Genomic DNA, 17214 nt, shown 5'->3' on the forward strand with positions numbered 1-17214 from the left:
AAAGAATGTCTCGTGTTGCTAAAGCACCGGTCGTTATTCCTGCCGGCGTTGATGTAAAAATCGACGGTCAGGTTATTACGATCAAAGGTAAAAACGGCGAGCTGACTCGTACCCTCAACAAAGCTGTTGAAGTTAAACATGCAGATAACGCTCTGACCTTCGGTCCACGTGATGGTTTCGTGGATGGATGGGCTCAGGCTGGTACCGCGCGTGCCCTGCTGAACTCAATGGTTGTTGGTGTTACCGAAGGCTTCACTAAAAAGCTTCAGCTGGTTGGTGTAGGTTATCGTGCAGCTATCAAAGGGAATGCAGTAGGCCTGTCTCTGGGCTTCTCACACCCTGTTGAGCATCCGCTGCCGGCCGGTATCACTGCAGAATGTCCGACTCAAACTGAAATCGTGCTGAAAGGCGCTGATAAACAGCTGATCGGTCAGGTTGCAGCAGATCTGCGCGCCTACCGTCGTCCTGAGCCTTACAAAGGCAAGGGTGTTCGTTACGCCGACGAAGTCGTGCGTACCAAAGAGGCTAAGAAGAAGTAAGGTAACACTATGGATAAGAAATCTGCTCGTATCCGTCGTGCGACCCGCGCACGCCGCAAGCTCAAAGAGCTGGGTGCAACTCGCCTGGTGGTACATCGTACCCCGCGTCATATTTACGCACAGGTAATTGCACCGAACGGTTCTGAAGTTCTGGTAGCTGCTTCTACTGTAGAAAAAGCTATCTCAGAACAATTGAAGTACACCGGTAACAAAGACGCCGCTGCAGCTGTAGGTAAAGCTGTTGCAGAACGCGCTCTGGAAAAAGGCATCAGCAATGTTTCCTTTGACCGTTCCGGGTTCCAATATCATGGTCGTGTCCAGGCACTGGCAGATGCTGCCCGTGAAGCTGGCCTTCAGTTCTAAGGTAGAGGTGTAAGATGGCTCACATCGAAAAACAGGCTGGCGAACTGCAGGAAAAGCTGATCGCGGTAAACCGCGTATCTAAAACCGTTAAAGGTGGTCGTATTTTCTCCTTCACAGCTCTGACTGTAGTAGGCGATGGTAACGGTCGCGTTGGTTTTGGTTACGGTAAAGCGCGTGAAGTTCCAGCAGCGATCCAGAAAGCGATGGAAAAAGCCCGTCGCAATATGATTAACGTCGCGCTGAACAACGGCACCCTGCAGCACCCAGTTAAAGGTGTTCACACGGGTTCTCGTGTATTCATGCAGCCAGCTTCAGAAGGTACCGGTATCATCGCCGGTGGTGCAATGCGCGCCGTTCTGGAAGTTGCTGGGGTTCATAACGTTCTGGCTAAAGCATATGGTTCCACCAACCCGATCAACGTGGTTCGTGCAACTATTGATGGCCTGGAAAATATGAATTCTCCAGAAATGGTCGCTGCCAAGCGTGGTAAATCCGTTGAAGAAATTCTGGGGTAATTGACCATGGCAAAGACTATTAAAATCACTCAAACCCGCAGTGCAATCGGTCGTCTGCCGAAACACAAGGCAACGCTGCTTGGCCTGGGTCTGCGTCGTATTGGTCATACCGTTGAGCGCGAGGATACTCCTGCTGTTCGTGGTATGGTCAACGCGGTTTACTTCATGGTTAAAGTTGAGGAGTAAGAGATGCGTTTAAATACTCTGTCTCCGGCCGAAGGCTCTAAAAAGGCGGGTAAACGCCTGGGTCGTGGTATCGGTTCTGGCCTCGGCAAAACCGGTGGTCGTGGTCACAAAGGTCAGAACTCTCGTTCTGGCGGTGGCGTACGTCGCGGTTTCGAGGGTGGCCAGATGCCACTGTACCGTCGTCTGCCGAAGTTCGGCTTCACCTCTCGCAAAGCAGCGATCACAGCGGAAATCCGTCTGTCTGACCTGGCGAAAGTTGAAGGCGGCGTTGTAGACCTGAACACGCTGAAAGCGGCTAACATTATCGGTATTCAGATTGAGTTCGCGAAAGTGATCCTGTCTGGTGAAGTTTCTACTCCGGTAACTGTTCGTGGCCTGCGTGTTACTAAAGGTGCTCGTGCTGCTATCGAAGCTGCTGGCGGTAAAATTGAGGAATAAGTAGCAGATGGCTAAGCAACCGGGATTAGATTTTCAAAGTGCCAAAGGTGGATTTGGCGAGCTGAAACGCAGACTGCTGTTTGTTATCGGCGCGCTGATTGTGTTCCGTATTGGCTCTTTTATTCCGATCCCTGGTATCGATGCCGCTGTACTTGCCAAACTGCTTGAGCAACAGCGAGGCACCATCATTGAAATGTTCAACATGTTCTCTGGTGGTGCTCTCAGCCGTGCTTCTATCTTTGCTCTGGGTATTATGCCGTACATTTCGGCATCGATTATTATCCAGCTGCTGACGGTCGTTCATCCGGCCCTGGCAGAGCTGAAGAAAGAAGGGGAGTCTGGACGTCGTAAGATTAGTCAGTACACCCGTTACGGTACTCTGGTGCTGGCAATATTCCAGTCGATCGGTATTGCTACCGGTCTGCCGAATATGCCTGGTATGCAGGGCCTGGTATTAAACCCAGGCTTTGCATTCTATTTCACCGCTGTTGTTAGTCTGGTCACAGGGACGATGTTCCTGATGTGGCTCGGCGAACAGATTACTGAGCGTGGTATCGGTAACGGTATCTCAATCATTATCTTCGCCGGTATCGTTGCGGGACTCCCGCCGGCCATCGCCCATACTATCGAGCAAGCGCGTCAAGGCGACCTGCACTTCCTCCTGTTGCTGTTGGTTGCAGTATTAGTATTTGCAGTGACGTTCTTTGTTGTCTTCGTTGAACGTGGTCAACGCCGCATTGTGGTGAACTACGCTAAGCGTCAGCAGGGTCGTCGTGTCTATGCTGCACAGAGCACACATTTACCGCTGAAAGTGAATATGGCGGGGGTTATCCCGGCTATCTTCGCTTCCAGTATTATTCTGTTCCCGGCAACCATCGCGTCATGGTTCGGGGGCGGTACTGGTTGGAACTGGCTGACAACAATTTCGCTGTATTTGCAGCCTGGGCAACCACTTTATGTGTTACTCTATGCGTCTGCGATCATCTTCTTCTGTTTCTTCTACACGGCGTTGGTCTTCAACCCGCGTGAAACAGCAGATAACCTGAAGAAGTCCGGTGCATTTGTACCAGGAATTCGTCCGGGAGAGCAAACGGCGAAGTATATCGATAAAGTAATGACCCGCCTGACTTTGGTTGGTGCGCTTTATATTACTTTTATCTGCCTGATCCCGGAGTTCATGCGTGATGCAATGAAAGTACCGTTCTACTTCGGTGGGACCTCACTGCTTATCGTTGTTGTCGTGATTATGGACTTTATGGCTCAAGTGCAAACTCTGATGATGTCCAGTCAGTATGAGTCTGCATTGAAGAAGGCGAACCTGAAAGGCTACGGCCGCTAATTGGTCGCCTGAGAAGTTACGGAGAGTAAAAATGAAAGTTCGTGCTTCCGTCAAGAAATTATGCCGTAACTGCAAAATCGTTAAGCGTGATGGTGTCATCCGTGTGATTTGCAGTGCCGAGCCGAAGCATAAACAGCGCCAAGGCTGATTATTTCGCATATTTTTCTTGCAAAGTTGGGTTGAGCTGGCTAGATTAGCCAGCCAATCTTTTGTATGTCTGTACGTTTCCATTTGAGTATCCTGAAAACGGGCTTTTCAGCATGGTGCGTACATATTAAATAGTAGGAGTGCATAGTGGCCCGTATAGCAGGCATTAACATTCCTGATCAGAAACATGCTGTGATCGCATTAACTTCGATCTACGGCATCGGCAAGACCCGTTCTAAAGCCATCCTGGCTGCAGCGGGTATCGCTGAAGATGTTAAGATCAGTGAGCTGTCTGAAGGACAAATCGACACGCTGCGTGACGAAGTTGCCAAATTTGTCGTTGAAGGTGATCTGCGCCGTGAAATCAGCATGAGCATCAAGCGCCTGATGGATCTTGGTTGCTATCGCGGTTTGCGTCATCGTCGTGGTCTGCCAGTGCGCGGTCAGCGTACTAAGACCAACGCACGTACCCGTAAGGGTCCGCGCAAACCGATCAAGAAATAATCGGGGTGATTGAATAATGGCAAAGGCACCAGTTCGTGCACGTAAACGTGTAAGAAAACAAGTCTCTGACGGCGTGGCTCATATCCATGCTTCTTTCAACAACACCATCGTTACTATTACTGATCGTCAGGGTAACGCATTGGGTTGGGCAACAGCCGGTGGTTCCGGTTTCCGTGGTTCTCGCAAATCCACTCCGTTCGCAGCTCAGGTTGCAGCAGAGCGTTGCGCTGAAGCCGTAAAAGAATACGGCATCAAGAATCTGGAAGTTATGGTTAAAGGTCCGGGTCCGGGTCGTGAATCTACTGTTCGCGCTCTGAACGCCGCTGGTTTCCGCATCACGAATATTACTGATGTGACTCCGATCCCTCATAACGGTTGTCGTCCGCCGAAAAAACGTCGCGTATAACGCTCGTTTTTTAGGTTAGTTGGAGATAGAAAATGGCAAGATATTTGGGTCCTAAGCTCAAGCTGAGCCGTCGTGAGGGCACCGACTTATTCCTTAAGTCTGGCGTTCGCGCGATCGATACCAAGTGTAAAATTGAACAAGCTCCTGGCCAGCACGGTGCGCGTAAACCGCGTCTGTCTGACTATGGTGTGCAGTTGCGTGAAAAGCAAAAAGTTCGCCGTATGTACGGTGTGCTGGAGCGTCAGTTCCGTAACTACTATAAAGAAGCAGCACGTCTGAAAGGCAACACAGGTGAAAACCTGCTGGCTCTGCTGGAAGGTCGTCTGGACAACGTTGTATACCGTATGGGCTTCGGCGCTACTCGTGCTGAATCACGTCAGCTGGTTAGCCACAAAGCAATCATGGTAAACGGTCGTGTTGTTAACATCGCTTCTTATCAGGTTAAAGCGAATGACGTTGTTAGCATTCGTGAGAAAGCGAAAAAGCAATCTCGCGTGAAGGCCGCTCTGGAGCTGGCTGAGCAGCGTGAAAAGCCAACCTGGCTGGAAGTTGATGCTGGCAAGATGGAAGGTACGTTCAAGCGTCAGCCTGAGCGTTCTGATCTGTCTGCGGACATTAACGAACACCTGATCGTCGAGCTTTACTCCAAGTAAAGCTTAGTACCAAAGAGAGGACACAATGCAGGGTTCTGTGACAGAGTTTCTAAAACCGCGCCTGGTAGATATCGAGCAAGTGAGTTCGACGCACGCCAAGGTGACCCTTGAGCCTTTAGAGCGTGGCTTTGGCCATACTCTGGGTAACGCACTGCGCCGTATTCTGCTCTCATCGATGCCGGGTTGCGCGGTGACCGAGGTTGAGATTGATGGTGTACTTCATGAGTACAGCACCAAAGAAGGCGTTCAGGAAGATATCCTTGAAATCCTGCTCAACCTGAAAGGGCTGGCGGTGAGAGTTCAGGGTAAAGATGAAGTTATTCTTACTCTGAATAAATCTGGCATTGGCCCTGTGACTGCAGCCGACATCACCCACGACGGTGATGTTGAAATCGTCAAGCCGCAGCACGTGATCTGCCACCTGACCGATGAGAACGCAGCTATTAGCATGCGTATCAAAGTTCAGCGCGGTCGTGGTTATGTGCCGGCTTCTGCCCGAATTCATTCGGAAGAAGATGAGCGCCCAATCGGCCGTCTGCTGGTCGACGCATGCTACAGCCCTGTAGAGCGTATTGCCTACAATGTTGAAGCAGCGCGTGTAGAACAGCGTACCGACCTGGACAAGCTGGTCATCGAAATGGAAACCAACGGCACAATCGATCCTGAAGAGGCGATTCGTCGTGCGGCAACCATCCTGGCAGAACAACTGGAAGCTTTCGTTGACTTACGTGATGTACGTCAGCCAGAAGTGAAAGAAGAGAAACCAGAATTCGATCCGATCCTGCTGCGCCCTGTTGACGATCTCGAATTGACTGTCCGCTCTGCTAACTGCCTCAAGGCAGAAGCTATCCACTATATCGGTGATCTGGTACAGCGTACCGAGGTTGAGTTGCTGAAAACGCCGAACCTGGGTAAAAAATCTCTTACCGAGATTAAAGACGTGCTGGCTTCACGTGGTCTGTCTCTGGGCATGCGCCTGGAAAACTGGCCACCGGCAAGCATTGCTGACGAGTAACCGGATCACAGGTTAAGGTTTTACTGAGAAGGATAAGGTCATGCGCCATCGTAAGAGTGGTCGTCAACTGAACCGCAACAGCAGCCATCGCCAGGCTATGTTCCGCAACATGGCAGGTTCACTGGTTCGTCATGAAATCATCAAGACGACCCTGCCTAAAGCGAAAGAGCTGCGTCGCGTAGTTGAGCCGCTGATTACTCTTGCCAAGACTGACAGCGTTGCTAATCGTCGTCTGGCATTCGCCCGTACTCGTGATAACGAGATCGTGGCAAAACTGTTTAACGAACTGGGCCCGCGTTTCGCGAGCCGTGCCGGTGGTTACACTCGCATTCTGAAGTGTGGTTTCCGTGCAGGCGACAACGCGCCGATGGCTTACATCGAGCTGGTTGATCGTTCAGAGAAAGCAGAAGCTGCTGCAGAGTAATCTGCAGTAACGTAAAAAAACCCGCCTCGGCGGGTTTTTTTATATCCGCATTATCCCCACTTCTCTACAATACCTGTATCAATTTTGTTCATCCCCTGGAGCTGATGATGTGGTTGCTTGACCAGTGGGCAGAACGCCATATTCGCGATGCCCAAATTAAAGGCGATTTCGACAATCTTCCCGGGAGCGGCGAACCTCTTGAACTGGAAGATGATTCGCATATTGCGCCTGAACTCCGGGCTGTATACCGTTTGCTAAAAAATGCTGGCTGCCTCCCGCCCGAGCTTGAGCAGCGTAGAGAGGCTGTTGAACTTGTCGATCTGCTAAAAGGGATCCGTCAGGACGATCCTCGACATAAAGAACTTAGCCGCAGGCTTGCCCTGATAGAGCTCAAGCTGCGCCAGGCAGGAATGAGCACGGAATTCCTGCATGGGGAATACGGTGAAATATTGATGAAGAAGATAAACGAGGAGTAGCGATGTACCGTATCGGTGAACTTGCAAAGCTCGCGAACGTAACGCCGGACACTATCCGATATTACGAAAAGCAGCAGATGATCGATCATGAGGTACGCACGGAAGGCGGCTTTCGGCTTTATACCGATAACGATCTGCAGCGTCTGAGATTCATACGCTACGCCCGACAGCTTGGCTTCACGCTTGATTCGATCCGCGAGTTATTATCGATCCGCATCGATCCTGAGCATCACACTTGTCAGGAATCCAAAAGCATCGTGCAAGCCCGGCTTGATGAAGTTGAAGCCCGTATTCTGGAACTGCAAACCATGCAGCGCTCTTTGCAAAGGTTGAATGATGCCTGCTGCGGAACGGCTCATAGCAGTATTTATTGTTCAATTCTGGAAGCCCTTGAACAGGGAGCCAGTGGAGAAACTCGGGGATGTTGATTTTTAATCTACTCGGGTCTAGACTTCCGTCGTCATAAACCATGCTCAGGAGAAATTATGAGCCGCTATCAGCACACGAAGGGACAAATTAAAGATAATGCCATCGAGGCTTTACTTCACGACCCGCTTTTTCGACAGCGCGTTGAAAAGAATAAAAAAGGTAAGGGGAGTTATCTGCGTAAAGACAAACATGCAAAACGGGGTAACTGGGAGGCCAGTGGCAAGCAAGCGAATCGCTTATTTACCACTGGCCTTCCTGCTTTTAACTGCTGATTAAACGCGGTTATTCTGCTCTTTTAACAGATCGCGAATTTCACTCAGTAACACTTCTTCTTTCGTTGGTGCAGGCGCTGCTGCAGGCTCTTCTTTTTTACGGTTGAGCCGGTTAATCAGCTTGATAGCCATAAAGATAGCAAACGCCACAATCACGAAATCAAATACGTTCTGGATAAACACGCCGTAGTGCATTACAACTGCCGGGATATCACCCTGGGCTTCACGCAGTGTGAACGCGAACTGTTTGAAATCAATGCCCCCGATTAGCAGCCCTAAAGGTGGCATGATGATGTCCGCTACTAATGATGAAACAATCTTGCCGAATGCCGCACCAATAATGACACCCACTGCCAAATCAACCACGTTCCCGCGCATCGCAAATTCGCGAAATTCTTTAATAAAACTCATTATGTTCTCCTTGTGCCAGCTGACGACTATAAGTTTAACAAATGATTAGCCAATTGCCATTCGGGATAATTAAACGTTATGAAAATAAAAGGCACAGAAATAAAGAGGGTAAAGTGCGGGGGCTCTATTGAGAGCCCCGACGTTTTAAAGGAAGAATGGACTAGGCTGGAATAAACGTTCGACGTCGGTAATAAATTTTTTATCGGTAAGGAACATAATTACGTGGTCGCCTTGCTCAATACGCAAATTATCATTGGCGATCATAACGTCATTCCCGCGCACTACGGCGCCGATAATAGTGCCCGGCGGCAGCTTAATTTCGTCGATGGCACGGCCCACAACGCGTGACGTGGTTTCATCTCCATGAGCTACCGCTTCAATGGCTTCTGCCACCCCGCGACGCAGAGATGAAACGCCGACAATGTCCGCTTTACGTACATGGCTCAGCAGAGCGGAAATGGTCGCCTGCTGCGGTGAAATGGCAATATCAATAACGCTGCCCTGAACCAGGTCGACATACGCCTTGCGCTGGATAAGCACCATGACCTTCTTTGCTCCCATACGTTTGGCGAGCATGGCGGACATAATATTCGCCTCGTCATCGTTGGTGACGGCAATAAAGAGATCAACTTGATCAATATGCTCTTCAGCCAATAATTCCTGATCCGACGCGTCGCCATAAAATACGATCGTATTTTGCAGTTTTTCCGCCAGCTCAGAAGCACGCTGTTGATCGCGCTCGATCAATTTCACGCTGTAGTCTTTTTCCAGCCTTCGCGCCAGGCCCGCGCCGATATTGCCACCGCCGACCAGCATAATGCGTTTATAAGGCTTTTCGAGACGCTGCAACTCACTCATCACCGCACGAATATGCTGAGAGGCCGCAATGAAGAAGACCTCATCCCCCGCTTCGACAATCGTGGAGCCTTGAGGGCGAATAGGTCTGTCGTGGCGGAAAATGGCGGCGACGCGCGTATCGATATGCGGCATGTGCTCACGCATTGTGGAAAGCGCATTGCCGATCAACGGGCCGCCGTAATAGGCCTTAACGACGGCAAGACTGACCTTACCTTCGGCAAAGTTCACCACCTGCAGTGCGCCTGGATATTCGATCAAACGATAGATATTGTCGATAACCAGCTGTTCTGGCGCGATGAGATGGTCAATAGGAACCGCTTCTGAATTAAAGAGCTTCTCAGCATCGCGGACATAGTCCGGAGAACGGATGCGCGCGATTCGGTTAGGGGTGTTGAAAAGCGAGTAGGCCACCTGACAGGCCACCATATTGGTTTCGTCAGAACTGGTCACCGCAACGAGCATGTCTGCATCGTCGGCGCCCGCCTCGCGTAGCACGCGCGGGTGTGAGCCATGGCCCTGCACAACGCGAAGGTCAAATTTGTCCTGTAAAACGCGCAGACGATCCCCGTTGGTATCAACGATTGTGATGTCGTTGTTTTCGCCAACCAGGTTTTCCGCCAGCGTTCCGCCCACTTGTCCTGCGCCCAGAATGATAATTTTCATATCTCGTGACCTGTTCTCAACATCACTCTTTGATTAGCTTAGCGTAAAAGAAGCCATCGCCTTCTTCCGCGCCCGGCAGGTTTTGCTGGCCCGGGCATTCAGGTGTTCCCGTATCGCGCAGCGTTGCGTCCGGGGTACGTTTAAGGAAGGCCGCGATTTGCTGGCTGTTTTCTTCTGGCAATACGGAGCAGGTTGCATAAACCAGCGTGCCGCCGGGTTTAAGATGTGGCCAGATTGCGTCAAGTATGTCCGATTGCAGTTGGGCAAGTTCCTTGATATCGCGATCGCGGCGCAGCCACTTGATATCCGGATGGCGACGAATCACGCCTGTTGCAGAGCAGGGCGCATCCAGCAAAATGCGGTCAAACTGGGTTTCACCACACCATTCTGCGGGCTTGCGTCCGTCGCCCTGCTTAACCTGAGCCTTCATGCCCAGACGCTTGAGGTTGTCGTAAACGCGTGACAGGCGCTGCTCATCGACATCGACGGCCATTACGCTGGCCTGCGGAGCGACTTCAAGAATGTGCGTTGTTTTTCCGCCAGGCGCGGCGCAAAGATCGAGGATCTGTTCCCCGTTTGCTGGTTCAAGCCAGGTCATGCAACCCTGAGCCGAGGCATCCTGTACGGTCACCCAGCCTTCATCAAAGCCAGGTAAAGCATGTACCGGTGCAGGGGAGGCTAAACGCACGGCATCCGGATAGGCTGCATGCGTGAATCCACTCATTCCGGTTTCTTCCAGTAATGCCAGCCATGCGTCACGGGTGTGGTGATTACGGTTGACGCGTAACCACATAGGTGGGCGTTGATTATTCGCTTCGGCAATGTTTTGCCATTGCTGCGGATACGCTTTTTTAAGACGATTCAGCAGCCAGTCCGGGTGCAGAAAACGTGTTTCGCTTTGTGCAAATTCAGTCAGTAGCTCATCCTGCTGACGCTGGAACTGACGCAGTACGCCGTTGATCAGCCCTTTCAACTGAGGGCGTTTAATCGCAACGGCACCTTCCACCGTTTCAGCCAGCGCGGCGTGAGGTGGAATGCGGGTATGAAGAAGCTGATAAAACCCCACCATAATCAAATAATGCACGGTGCGCTGTTTGCCTGTCATTGGGCGCGACATCAGCTTATTAATGAGCCACTCAAGCTGAGAAAGGGTGCGCAGGACGCCAAAGCAGAGTTCCTGGAGCAGAGCTTTGTCTTTATCAGATACCTTTTGTTGCAGGGGAGGCAGGATGTTACTCAATGACTGGCCCTGCTCGATAACCTGCTCAACGGCTTTGGCCGCCATACTGCGTAGATTTTGTTTTTTCATAACTATAAAAATAAAAATGCCCGGAAACACCGGGCTTTAAGCATATATTGGATTAGGCAAGACGATTACCCGGTATAAACCATTCGCGACGGGAATTTAATAGATCCTGAGCGCTCATGGCTTTCTTACCGGCCGGTTGCAGCGATTCAAGATTCAGGATCCCTTCTGCTGTCGCAACCTGGATACCGTTCTTGCTGGCGTCGATAATCGTGCCGGGTTCAGCAGTCGTATTGCCATTAATGACTGACGCTTTCCAGACTTTCACTGGCTGCTCATCAATCTCCATCCAGCTCATCGGCCACGGATTAAAAGCGCGGATGCAGCGTTCAAGTTGAGCGGCAGACAAGGACCAGTCGAGCCGGGCTTCTTCTTTACTCAGTTTTTCAGCATACGTCACCAGCGCCTCATCCTGAACTTCCGGTTTCGCCGTATTATCAGCAAGCTGCTGCAGCGTCTCGATAAGCCCTTGCGGACCGAGGCCTGCAAGTTTGTCATACAGCGTAGCGCTGGTATCGTCTGCAGTAATAGGGCACGCCAGTTTATGCAGCATGTCGCCAGTGTCTAAACCTACGTCCATCTTCATGATTGTGACGCCGGTTTCAGCATCCCCCGCCCACAGGGAGCGCTGGATAGGTGCCGCACCACGCCAGCGCGGGAGCAAGGAGCCGTGCACGTTGATACAACCCAGACGAGGCATATCAAGCACCGCTTTTGGCAGAATTAAACCGTAAGCCACCACGACCATTACGTCGGCGTTCAGGTCAGCAACCAGCTGCTGATTTTCCTGAGGGCGTAAGGATGCGGGCTGGAAAACAGGAAGCCCATGCTCTTCTGCCAGCACCTTTACCGGGCTCGGCATCAGTTTTTTACCGCGGCCAGCCGGACGGTCCGGCTGGGTAAAGACGCCGACAACCTGGTGACCAGAAGATAACAGCGCGTCAAGATGACGCGCTGCAAAATCAGGGGTTCCCGCGAAGATAATACGTAGTGATTTAGACACGATGATCCTTGTATCCGGGGGGACGTTATGCGCGAGAGCGCAAACGATCCAGTTTCTCTACTTTTTGACGAATACGCTGCTGTTTCAACGGCGAGAGGTAATCGATAAAAAGCTTACCGACCAGGTGATCCATCTCATGCTGAATGCAAATTGCCAGCAGGTCATCTGCTTCCAGTTCGAACGGATTACCGTCACGATCCAAAGCGCGAATTTTCACTTTTTCGGCTCGTGGCACCAAAGCGCGCTGTTCCGGAATAGAAAGACAACCTTCCTCAATGCCCGTTTCACCGCTCTTCTCAAGCAATTCAGGGTTGATCAGCACCAGACGCTCGTCGCGATTTTCAGAAACGTCGATCACGATAATACGCTTGTGAATGTCTACCTGCGTCGCCGCCAGGCCAATGCCTTCTTCGGCGTACATGGTATCGAACATATCATCAACGATACGCTGGATTTCTGCATTCACTTCTTTAACCGGTTCAGCGACGATGCGAAGGCGCTCGTCCGGAATATGTAACACTTGCAAAACTGCCATAAATTTCCAGAGTCGTGTTCAGGAGTTGATAAGAATATTACTTCTATTCTAGACAAATCCCGGGTCGATTGACAGCATCAGTGACCAATCGCAATGATTGCGCAGGCCGCTTATGGCAGGGGGAAAGGATGACGTCTATCGAGATATGGCTACGGCTAATACACACAGGTTCATTATGTGGCGATGGAATGCTGAAAGCGGCTGCACGGCTGCACAAGCAAAAAAATATCGATGCTTCCGCTGTCAGAGACGCTGGGCTGTCAGCAAAACAGGCTGAACGGTTCTTTGCCCCAGATGAGGGTGAGCTGGAGCGTAGTCTGGTGTGGCTTGAGCAGCCGGGAAATCATTTATTGACGGCAACCCATCCACTTTATCCTCCTTTACTTCGAGCAATTCCTGATTATCCCGGTGCATTATCCGTGAAAGGTAACCCTGAAACGCTTAATGCTGCCCAGCTGGCGGTCGTGGGTAGCCGTGCGCCTTCATGGTATGGAGAACGATGGGGGAAAATTCTGTGCGAACAACTTTCGCAAAGTGGTTTCACAATCACCAGCGGACTGGCCTGCGGTATAGACGGTGTTGCTCATAACGCCGCGCTGTCTGTAAACGGGCGTAGCGTGGCCGTACTGGGGAACGGCCTGTTTAGCATTTATCCCCGTCGGCATCAGGCGCTGGCTATGCGGCTTATCGAAGCTGACGGGGCGATAGTGTCTGAGTTCCCTCTTTCGGCGCAGCCCCGGCCGGCAAACTTTCCGCGTCGTAATCGAATCATCAGCGGGCTTAGCCAGGGTGTATTGGTCGTTGAAGCGGCAGTGCGAAGCGGCTCGCTTGTCACTGCACGATGCGCGCTCGATCAGGGGAGGGAGGTTTTCGCCTTACCCGGCCCGATTGGTAACCCGGGGTGTGAAGGACCACACTGGCTGATAAAGCAGGGTGCGACGCCGGTAACAGAAGCGCGGGACATTCTTGAAAATTTGCAATATGGCTTGCAATGTCTGCAGGAAGATCCCGAAAAGCGACATTATTCATCAGATCAGGGAAAGGTGGCATTGCCATTTCCCAAGCTCCTGGCTAACGTAGGAGATGAGGTAACACCTGTTGACGTTGTCGCTGAACGTGCCGGCCAACCTGTGCCAGTAACGGTAGCACAGCTACTCGAACTGGAGTTAGCAGGGTGGATCGCAGCTGTACCCGGCGGCTATGTCCGATTAAGGAGGGCATGCCATGTTCGACGTACTGATGTATTTGTTTGAGACTTACATCCATAACGAAGCAGAAATGCGAGTGGATCAGGACAAATTGACACAGGATCTTACCGATGCGGGATTTGAGCGGGAAGATATCTATAATGCGTTGATGTGGCTGGAAAAACTGGCTGATTATCAGGAAGGCCTCGCCGAACCGATGCAGCTTGCTTCTGACCCGTTGTCAGTACGCATTTATACCGCAGAAGAGTGTGAAAGGCTGGACGCCAGCTGCCGGGGATTCATCTTATTCCTTGAGCAGATTCAGGTGCTGAACCTCGAAACGAGAGAAATGGTGATAGAGCGTGTCATGGCGCTGGATACGGCAGAATTTGAACTGGAAGATCTGAAATGGGTGATTCTGATGGTTCTGTTTAATATCCCGGGCTGTGAAAATGCCTATCAGCAAATGGAAGAATTACTCTTTGAAGTGAATGAAGGTATGCTGCATTAATTCTATGTGTAGCACCAAGAGTTGTTATGGCCAAATCAGCACTATTCACGGTGCATAAAAACGAGCCCTGCCCGCAGTGCGGGGCTGAACTTGTTATTCGGTCCGGGAAACACGGCCCGTTTCTCGGTTGTTCACACTATCCGGAATGTGATTATGTCCGTCCTCTGAAAAGCCAGGCGGATGGACATATCGTCAAAATTCTGGAAGGACAGCTATGTCCTCTTTGTGGCGGTGAACTCGCGCTACGTCAGGGCCGTTTCGGTATGTTTATTGGCTGTAGCCGTTATCCGGAATGTGAGCATACGGAACAAATTGATAAGCCTGATGAAACGGCTATTGCGTGTCCTCAGTGTCAGCGCGGTCAGCTGGTACAGCGCCGTTCCCGCTATGGTAAGACCTTCCATTCCTGCGATCGCTACCCTGAATGCCAGTTCGTTATCAATTTCAAACCGGTAGCGGGCGTCTGCCCTCATTGCAACTATCCGCTACTTATCGAGAAGAAAACGGCGCAAGGTATGAAACGCTTCTGCGCCAGCAAACAATGTGGAAAGCCGGTTACGGCGGATCAAAATAGTGAATAATAACCTGCCATCAGGCTCCATTGCTTATGCAGTGGACGTACTGAAAAATGAAAAAGTCATCGCCTATCCAACTGAAGCTGTTTTTGGGGTCGGTTGCGATCCTGACAGCGAGACGGCTGTGAGCCGCCTGCTTGCCTTAAAACAAAGACCCGTAGAGAAAGGGTTGATTCTGATCGCTGCGAATTACGAGCAGCTTAAGCCCTACATTGATGACTCTATGCTGACATCGGCGCAGCGCGAGACAATCTTCTCCGCGTGGCCAGGACCGGTAACCTTCGTCTTCCCGGCGCAGCCGACGACGCCGCGCTGGTTAACGGGACGCTTTGACTCCCTTGCCGTTCGCGTCACCGATCATCCGCTGGTGGTGGAGCTTTGCCTGGCATTTGGTAAACCGCTGGTCTCAACCAGCGCCAACCTGACCGGATTGCCACCTTGTCGTACAACCGAAGAAGTGTTGGCACAGTTCGGAAATGACTTCCCGGTTGCTGTTGGAGAGACGGGAGGGCGCCTGAATCCGTCTGAAATTCGCGACGCTTTGACCGGCGAACGTTTTCGCCAGGGGTAATCTCATGGAAACCTATGCTGTTTTTGGTAATCCGATTGCACACAGCAAGTCACCGCTGATCCATCAGCAATTTGCGAAGCAGCTGCAGATAAACCATCCCTATGGCCGCGTACTGGCACCGGTAGATGCATTTATTCCAACGCTCGAGGCTTTTTTCGCCGCCGGTGGCAAAGGTGCAAATGTGACGGTTCCTTTTAAAGAGGAAGCTTTCGAACGTGCTGATGAACTGACCGAGCGCGCTTCTCTTGCTGGTGCAGTAAATACCCTAAAACGGCTTGAGGACGGACGTCTTCTGGGCGACAACACCGACGGAATAGGTTTGCTGAGCGATCTGGAACGACTGTCGTTTATTAAACCTGGGTTCCGGGTCCTGCTGATTGGTGCGGGTGGCGCATCGCGGGGAGTACTGTTACCTCTGCTTTCTCTGGACTGTGCGGTGACCATTACCAACCGAACTTTTTCCCGGGCAGAAGCGCTGGCGGCGTTGTTTGCGCATACCGGCAGCGTAAGTGCGGTAGCGCTTGACGATCTTGCCGAACGTGAGTTCGATCTTGTCATTAATGCCACATCCAGCGGCATCAGTGGCGAGATCCCGGCGATCCCCGCTTCGCTGGTCAGCGCGCACATGTACTTCTATGACATGTTCTATCAGAAAGGGAATACGCCCTTCCTGAACTGGTGCGAACAACACGGTGCGAAACAGTTAGCCGATGGGCTGGGAATGCTGGTGGGGCAGGCTGCGCATGCGGTACTGCTCTGGCACGGGGTGTTGCCTGCAGTCGAGCCGGTCATTGAAAAGCTAAAGCAGGAGCTTTCGGCGTGAATCAGGCTATTCATTTCCCGGACAGAGAGAGCTGGGATGAGCATAAGCAGGCGGTCTGTTTTCCGGTGCTGGTGCAGGGTATGCAGCTTACCTGTGCCATCCATGGAGAAGCGCTGTTACATCGTTTTGGCGGCACAGACCCGATAGCCGTTTTTTGCGAAAATCGCTGGGATCTGGAAGAGGAAGCCAGCGATTTAATCCGCGAGCAGCAGGAAGACGATCAGGGTTGGGTTTGGTTATCCTGATCCAAATAGTCATTCTTCCATTTTACGTAGTTGTTCGCCGAGTATTTTAATCCTTCGATCTCTGCCTCCTTCAGGGGGCGGATCTGTTTTACCGGGCTTCCCAGATAGAGATAACCACTTTCCAGACGTTTGTTCTGCGGAACCAGGCTACCGGCCCCAATCATTACGTCTTCTTCTACTATCACGCCATCCAGCAAAATCGATCCCATGCCAACAAGCACCCGATTACCGATAGTGCAGCCGTGAAGCATCACTTTATGTCCGACGGTAACATCTTCTCCAATGATGAGGGGATTGCCCTCCGGGTTATAAGAGGATTTGTGCGTAACATGCAGAACGCTACCGTCCTGAATATTGGTACGGGCACCGATCGACACATAATTTACATCTCCCCTGATGGCGACGAGCGGCCAGATACTGACGTCATCGGCCATTCGGACATCACCAATGACCACGCTGGTGGCATCGATCATCACGCGATCGCCTTTTTGGGGGAACAGATATTTATAAGGGCGTAACACTGCACACATAACTACCTCTAAGGATAAGCGCTATACGGAAGACTTGATCATATTATTGGATCGAGGCAAGGCAAAATGCGTCAATATTTAAGCAGATCGGGCGGGATTTCAGCGAAAAGCGCGGAAAATCAGCAGTCGAAAAAAAAGATCTAAAAAACACTTGTGCTAAAAATTGGGATCCCTATAATGCGCCTCCATCGACACGGCGGATGTGAATCACTTCACAGTTAACCCGGTCGGTTGAAGAGAAAAAATCCTGAAATAACGGGTTGACTCTGAAAGAGGAAAGCGTAATATAC

General features: G+C 51.3%; 27 protein-coding genes. 21 read left to right on the forward strand and 6 right to left on the reverse strand.

The annotated features are described in order from the left end of the window. Positions 1 to 5: 5 nt before the first annotated feature. The 15 genes from rplF to ACMWL8_RS24360 all read left to right on the forward strand — a co-directional run bounded on the left by rplF (position 6) and on the right by ACMWL8_RS24360 (position 7706). Positions 6 to 539: a 50S ribosomal protein L6 gene (gene rplF, locus ACMWL8_RS24290; protein WP_003863296.1), complete on the forward strand. Its 534-nt coding sequence runs from the start codon at positions 6 to 8 to the stop codon at positions 537 to 539. Between the two features lie 9 nt (positions 540 to 548). Next, positions 549 to 902, forward strand: coding sequence for a 50S ribosomal protein L18 (gene rplR / locus ACMWL8_RS24295; RefSeq protein WP_003863297.1), 354 nt, complete (start codon positions 549 to 551; stop codon positions 900 to 902). 14 nt (positions 903 to 916) lie between these two features. After that, positions 917 to 1417, forward strand: coding sequence for a 30S ribosomal protein S5 (gene rpsE, locus ACMWL8_RS24300; RefSeq protein ID WP_003863299.1), 501 nt, complete (start codon positions 917 to 919; stop codon positions 1415 to 1417). Between the two features lie 6 nt (positions 1418 to 1423). Next, positions 1424 to 1603, forward strand: a complete 180-nt coding sequence (gene rpmD, locus ACMWL8_RS24305; RefSeq protein WP_003863301.1) for a 50S ribosomal protein L30 — start codon at positions 1424 to 1426, stop codon at positions 1601 to 1603. Positions 1604 to 1606: 3 nt separating this feature from the next. Then, the gene (gene rplO / locus ACMWL8_RS24310) at positions 1607 to 2041 is read left to right on the forward strand and encodes a 50S ribosomal protein L15 (RefSeq protein WP_014885468.1); all 435 of its coding nucleotides are present in this window, start codon (positions 1607 to 1609) and stop codon (positions 2039 to 2041) included. Between the two features lie 7 nt (positions 2042 to 2048). Next, positions 2049 to 3380, forward strand: a complete 1332-nt coding sequence (secY, locus tag ACMWL8_RS24315) for a preprotein translocase subunit SecY (RefSeq protein WP_003863305.1) — start codon at positions 2049 to 2051, stop codon at positions 3378 to 3380. A gap of 31 nt (positions 3381 to 3411) precedes the next feature. After that, complete coding sequence (gene rpmJ, locus ACMWL8_RS24320) at positions 3412 to 3528, forward strand: 50S ribosomal protein L36 (protein ID WP_000868187.1); 117 nt, start codon at positions 3412 to 3414, stop codon at positions 3526 to 3528. Between the two features lie 146 nt (positions 3529 to 3674). Further along, complete coding sequence (rpsM, locus tag ACMWL8_RS24325; protein WP_013099021.1) at positions 3675 to 4031, forward strand: 30S ribosomal protein S13; 357 nt, start codon at positions 3675 to 3677, stop codon at positions 4029 to 4031. A gap of 16 nt (positions 4032 to 4047) precedes the next feature. Beyond that, a complete protein-coding gene (gene rpsK, locus ACMWL8_RS24330) occupies positions 4048 to 4437 on the forward strand; it encodes a 30S ribosomal protein S11 (RefSeq protein ID WP_003863312.1) in 390 nt (129 codons plus the stop codon). Between the two features lie 32 nt (positions 4438 to 4469). Continuing rightward, a complete protein-coding gene (gene rpsD / locus ACMWL8_RS24335; RefSeq protein ID WP_004868345.1) occupies positions 4470 to 5090 on the forward strand; it encodes a 30S ribosomal protein S4 in 621 nt (206 codons plus the stop codon). A 25-nt stretch (positions 5091 to 5115) separates the two neighbouring features. Further along, positions 5116 to 6105, forward strand: a complete 990-nt coding sequence (locus ACMWL8_RS24340; RefSeq protein ID WP_002919219.1) for a DNA-directed RNA polymerase subunit alpha — start codon at positions 5116 to 5118, stop codon at positions 6103 to 6105. A gap of 40 nt (positions 6106 to 6145) precedes the next feature. Next, a complete protein-coding gene (gene rplQ, locus ACMWL8_RS24345; protein WP_001216368.1) occupies positions 6146 to 6529 on the forward strand; it encodes a 50S ribosomal protein L17 in 384 nt (127 codons plus the stop codon). Between the two features lie 107 nt (positions 6530 to 6636). Beyond that, positions 6637 to 7005 (forward strand): DUF1992 domain-containing protein, encoded by a 369-nt coding sequence (locus ACMWL8_RS24350; RefSeq protein WP_045261290.1) that lies wholly within the window; start codon positions 6637 to 6639, stop codon positions 7003 to 7005. A 2-nt stretch (positions 7006 to 7007) separates the two neighbouring features. Beyond that, a complete protein-coding gene (gene zntR, locus ACMWL8_RS24355) occupies positions 7008 to 7433 on the forward strand; it encodes a Zn(2+)-responsive transcriptional regulator (protein WP_028014633.1) in 426 nt (141 codons plus the stop codon). 57 nt (positions 7434 to 7490) lie between these two features. After that, positions 7491 to 7706 (forward strand): alternative ribosome-rescue factor A, encoded by a 216-nt coding sequence (locus tag ACMWL8_RS24360; protein ID WP_028014632.1) that lies wholly within the window; start codon positions 7491 to 7493, stop codon positions 7704 to 7706. Here ACMWL8_RS24360 and mscL read toward each other — a convergent pair whose 3' ends face one another. From mscL to def, 5 genes are all read right to left on the reverse strand, one after another. Continuing rightward, the gene (gene mscL, locus ACMWL8_RS24365) at positions 7707 to 8117 is read right to left on the reverse strand and encodes a large-conductance mechanosensitive channel protein MscL (RefSeq protein WP_028014631.1); all 411 of its coding nucleotides are present in this window, start codon (positions 8115 to 8117) and stop codon (positions 7707 to 7709) included. Positions 8118 to 8261: 144 nt separating this feature from the next. Then, positions 8262 to 9638, reverse strand: coding sequence for a Trk system potassium transporter TrkA (trkA, locus tag ACMWL8_RS24370; RefSeq protein ID WP_014885463.1), 1377 nt, complete (start codon positions 9636 to 9638; stop codon positions 8262 to 8264). 22 nt (positions 9639 to 9660) lie between these two features. After that, entirely contained in the window at positions 9661 to 10947 is a 1287-nt protein-coding gene (rsmB, locus tag ACMWL8_RS24375; RefSeq protein ID WP_045261291.1) for a 16S rRNA (cytosine(967)-C(5))-methyltransferase RsmB, read from the reverse strand. A gap of 52 nt (positions 10948 to 10999) precedes the next feature. Continuing rightward, positions 11000 to 11947, reverse strand: coding sequence for a methionyl-tRNA formyltransferase (gene fmt, locus ACMWL8_RS24380; RefSeq protein ID WP_045261292.1), 948 nt, complete (start codon positions 11945 to 11947; stop codon positions 11000 to 11002). Positions 11948 to 11972: 25 nt separating this feature from the next. Further along, a complete protein-coding gene (def, locus tag ACMWL8_RS24385) occupies positions 11973 to 12482 on the reverse strand; it encodes a peptide deformylase (protein ID WP_006812188.1) in 510 nt (169 codons plus the stop codon). A 128-nt stretch (positions 12483 to 12610) separates the two neighbouring features. Here def and dprA point away from each other — a divergent pair, with 128 nt between their 5' ends. Genes dprA through ACMWL8_RS24415 form a run of 6 tightly spaced genes read left to right on the forward strand, consistent with a single transcriptional unit; the run spans position 12611 to position 16394 of the window. Continuing rightward, the gene (gene dprA, locus ACMWL8_RS24390) at positions 12611 to 13735 is read left to right on the forward strand and encodes a DNA-protecting protein DprA (RefSeq protein WP_045261293.1); all 1125 of its coding nucleotides are present in this window, start codon (positions 12611 to 12613) and stop codon (positions 13733 to 13735) included. Continuing rightward, positions 13707 to 14180, forward strand: a complete 474-nt coding sequence (gene smg, locus ACMWL8_RS24395) for a DUF494 family protein Smg (protein ID WP_008503477.1) — start codon at positions 13707 to 13709, stop codon at positions 14178 to 14180. The genes dprA and smg overlap by 29 nt, the downstream gene beginning before the upstream one ends. 26 nt (positions 14181 to 14206) lie before the next feature. Beyond that, complete coding sequence (locus ACMWL8_RS24400) at positions 14207 to 14761, forward strand: type I DNA topoisomerase (protein ID WP_028014627.1); 555 nt, start codon at positions 14207 to 14209, stop codon at positions 14759 to 14761. Beyond that, entirely contained in the window at positions 14754 to 15326 is a 573-nt protein-coding gene (gene tsaC, locus ACMWL8_RS24405; RefSeq protein ID WP_045261295.1) for an L-threonylcarbamoyladenylate synthase type 1 TsaC, read from the forward strand. The genes ACMWL8_RS24400 and tsaC overlap by 8 nt, the downstream gene beginning before the upstream one ends. Before the next feature lie 4 nt (positions 15327 to 15330). Continuing rightward, complete coding sequence (gene aroE / locus ACMWL8_RS24410; RefSeq protein ID WP_045261296.1) at positions 15331 to 16149, forward strand: shikimate dehydrogenase; 819 nt, start codon at positions 15331 to 15333, stop codon at positions 16147 to 16149. Further along, a complete protein-coding gene (locus ACMWL8_RS24415; protein ID WP_028014624.1) occupies positions 16146 to 16394 on the forward strand; it encodes a DUF1488 domain-containing protein in 249 nt (82 codons plus the stop codon). Before aroE ends, ACMWL8_RS24415 begins: the two co-directional genes overlap by 4 nt. Here ACMWL8_RS24415 and ACMWL8_RS24420 read toward each other — a convergent pair. After that, on the reverse strand, positions 16370 to 16924 hold the full coding sequence (locus tag ACMWL8_RS24420; protein ID WP_414751621.1) for a gamma carbonic anhydrase family protein: 555 nt from the start codon (positions 16922 to 16924) through the stop codon (positions 16370 to 16372). The two genes, ACMWL8_RS24415 and ACMWL8_RS24420, sit on opposite strands and share 25 nt — an antisense overlap. Positions 16925 to 17214: the final 290 nt, after the last annotated feature.

Origin of the sequence: Enterobacter sp. 04-C-12-SI-ECC (genome assembly GCF_047530715.1) — a bacterium.
GTDB classification, from domain to species: Bacteria; Pseudomonadota; Gammaproteobacteria; order Enterobacterales; family Enterobacteriaceae; genus Enterobacter; species Enterobacter bugandensis.